The sequence below is a fragment of the Candidatus Cryosericum odellii genome (assembly GCF_003570935.1).
Taxonomy (GTDB): domain Bacteria; phylum Caldisericota; class Caldisericia; order Cryosericales; family Cryosericaceae; genus Cryosericum; species Cryosericum odellii.
The window spans coordinates 1-2,943 of the sequence record NZ_QXIU01000236.1; the positions used below are offsets into that span (position 1 = coordinate 1).

Below are 2,943 nucleotides of genomic sequence, written 5' to 3' on the forward strand. Positions count from 1 at the left end.
AGGTACGATCGTGCTGCGAGCCGTATGGATCTTGGATACATCCGTCGCACTGATTGAGAGCACCTGTAGGAGGTCGCACAGTATGACAACAACGAAATCGCGAATCTGTTCGACGACCGCAGCATTCCTGACCGTTCTGCTTGCCATAGTTCTACTGGCAGGTTGCAAGCCGAGAACCGTTGGAACAGTTGATGTTCCCGTTGAGGTCGATCTGGAAACGCAGTTACTTAATGGTGGGGCTCTCTACGGTGACAGTATACCTGCTTTCATCCAGAATGGGACGACTCCAGACACTACGGACTTTTCGGCCACGGTGAAGGTCATGAGTATTGAGGGCACCAGGACAATTCGTGGCGAAATAACTTCGCCAACGGATTTGTGGTCGCAAGATCCAGAACATGCCACTGTTGTCTTCTATCTCTGCCAGCCACTCTCGTCCAAGGCCAACAAGCTCTCCGACGGAAGCATTGTGTATGGCGGAGACGGGTATCCCAAGATTGTTGCCGGACAGTCGTATGACGTCATCGGAGTCCTTCAGCCTGGATGGCAGGACTACCCGTATGTCTATGTTCCAAGCGCACTTGAGTTCAAGCAAGCGTGTGTGGAAACAGCCGCGCAAACAGCCGCCGATGCGAGCAACAAACAGATACTCATGACGGCTGCACGTTCCTTTGCTGATCAGGCAGAAACGACAAAGGGTTATCACGCGACCGCCGACCCCGTCATCACCTTCAGAAGCAAGCAGATTCAAGCGGGCAAAATGGAAGTCAGGATGGGCATCAGTATAATGGATGCCCCGGACAATGGNNGTCCCCGGACGCTGAGCCGATGGTTGCCGGAGAACTCCAGTACCTTCATGACCATGCCACCACGCTCTCCGCTGCCTCCAGGAAAGCAGTTGAAGACGACATTGCCGACTGGCGCAGATCTGTCAATTCGGCTGTAACCACGTCGGCCGAAGTGCTTTACATGATCAAAGTTGCCGCTGATGTGGATGCTGCTGGAATCATCAATGTCAATACTCTTCAAGTATATGCGGATGAGGGAACACAAGCCCGGCCGAGTGACTTTGTTCCTGCGGCCACCTTCCTCGATGACGTGCGCTCGATCAGAGCAACCGTTGCTCAAGCCTCTACGAAAGCTGAGTTTCTGGCCTCGGCCGCATCCGAGAGGTCCGACGACAACCTCACATCCTATGAGAACGTGGAGTTGTTCACGCCAGACGGAATGACTTTGAGGTACAGGGCACTGGACTGGCGCAACAAGAATGATACTACAGGCAAGGTATGGCGTACGATTGATGCATCTCTTGGAACGCTGGATGCGGCAAATCCGTCTGCCATTCAATATTGTGGCGGATTTGCCTATTTCACGCTGAGAGATGACGTATCCCACATATATTCCTGTAGCCAGACATCGAAGCCCACCGTCGTCCTTACCGTTGCCGGCAGCATAGGCATGTTCTCCATCTCTCCGGACAGGCGCTTTGCTGCCGTCGCCATGAAAAAAGCCGGGAGCGCCAGTCCAGGATGGGCCAAGACACTGGACCTCTGGTCGCTCGAAGACAAGAAGATCATTTCTACGATCAAAGCCGACGATCGCACGGGCTACTACGACCTGAGCCCGGAATGGGGAGATCAGGGTTGGTGGGTCGTAGCACATATGTCGCAAAGCCAATCCCCTGTCTTGACCTACATATTTACGTCATACACGCATTTCATGCCGGCTGCCTCAGGCTTCGTCCAGGCTTCCTTCGACAGCAATTCTCCCGACCATGTATCGGTCACGCGATATGAGGCCAAGACAGCCATTCCTCTCGAGAACGAGGCTGGTAACATTGGCGTTGCTTTTGATCCGACAACCAACACTGTAGCATATGGTAGCTGGGACAACCTACTTGATGCTGGAACGGTTGCACCGAAGCTGTTCCTGTACGATATTATCACTGGAAACACTCACGGCATCGGTTCGCTTCCTCTCACCACATTGCCACCTGTGTGGATCGGTCCGGACGCGCTCGAATATAGCACGACCTTGGGACTGCGCGGCACCAGTACTTCGAACTGGGTCACGCTGTATAACGTGCTAAAGCCTCGCTGATGCGATGAGATCATCCCGTTGCGACGCCGAACCAATATGGCACGCGTACATGCTTGTCGCGTTGCATCGATAGAGGGTGCCTGTTGGTGGGCCCATAGCATGAAGACAATGCAATTTCACAAAATAAGTATCGGAACCAGACTCACCATGGTTGTGCTCTGCTGGTTCGCTGTTCTGATGGCGTTTGGCATCCCCGCTGGAATCATACGCAGCTACACAATGTGGAAATACGCAGCCTATCTGGCGTACTTTGGGTCTCCCGTTCTCGCAACAATCATTCTGGTCATCGCTTTGCGGCACTATCCTGCCTCGCGACTGTTTCTCAAGGGATTCGTTGCTGTCATTCTTGTGGCGACGGCCCTTGCGGGAGGATTCTACCACTGTGCGACCATAGCCAGCCACGGCAGTCTTCTGAAGGCCATTGAACTCGCCGCTAGAACCTCCACAGGCATCTCCTCCTCCTTCCCCTCGTTCTATCCCACACAGCTGCCCATCTCCAAGTTCAACGCAGCATTCTACTACCTCCTGGGAATGATCTACTCCCCATGGATGTCACTTGCGAGAGTCATTCCGGTAGGGTATCTCCTGTACCTTGCGGCTATGCCCTGGCCATACTTGGTGTTGCTTATGCTCATCACTCCACGCTTTCTCGCCATGCCAGTTTTCTGGCTGCTGATGTTCCTGGGCATCCCGTATGTCGTGCCTCAACGAGCGTGGGTGTGGATGAAAACTGTGGCGGCACGTGTCTACTCGGGAATCAAGGAGAACAGAAATTGGTAACACGCGGCTCACTCTGGCGTCAGCCAAAACATCTCCACCGCGTTACACTTGTAGTGGAGGGTA

2 protein-coding genes are annotated in these 2,943 nt (G+C 53.7%); both read left to right on the plus strand.

The window, feature by feature from the left end:
* Positions 1 to 969 precede the first annotated feature (969 nt).
* Positions 970 to 2,100: a hypothetical protein gene (locus SMC5_RS09745; protein WP_119120566.1), complete on the plus strand. Its 1,131-nt coding sequence runs from the start codon at positions 970 to 972 to the stop codon at positions 2,098 to 2,100.
* A gap of 99 nt (positions 2,101 to 2,199) precedes the next feature.
* Positions 2,200 to 2,880 (plus strand): hypothetical protein, encoded by a 681-nt coding sequence (locus tag SMC5_RS09750; RefSeq protein ID WP_119088209.1) that lies wholly within the window; start codon positions 2,200 to 2,202, stop codon positions 2,878 to 2,880.
* Positions 2,881 to 2,943: the final 63 nt, after the last annotated feature.

Coding starts and splice junctions, on each gene's coding strand:
- SMC5_RS09745 (WP_119120566.1), top strand. CDS start 970: ATGATCAAAGTTGCCGCTGATGTGGATGCTGCTGGAATCATCAATGTC.
- SMC5_RS09750 (WP_119088209.1), top strand. CDS start 2,200: ATGAAGACAATGCAATTTCACAAAATAAGTATCGGAACCAGACTCACC.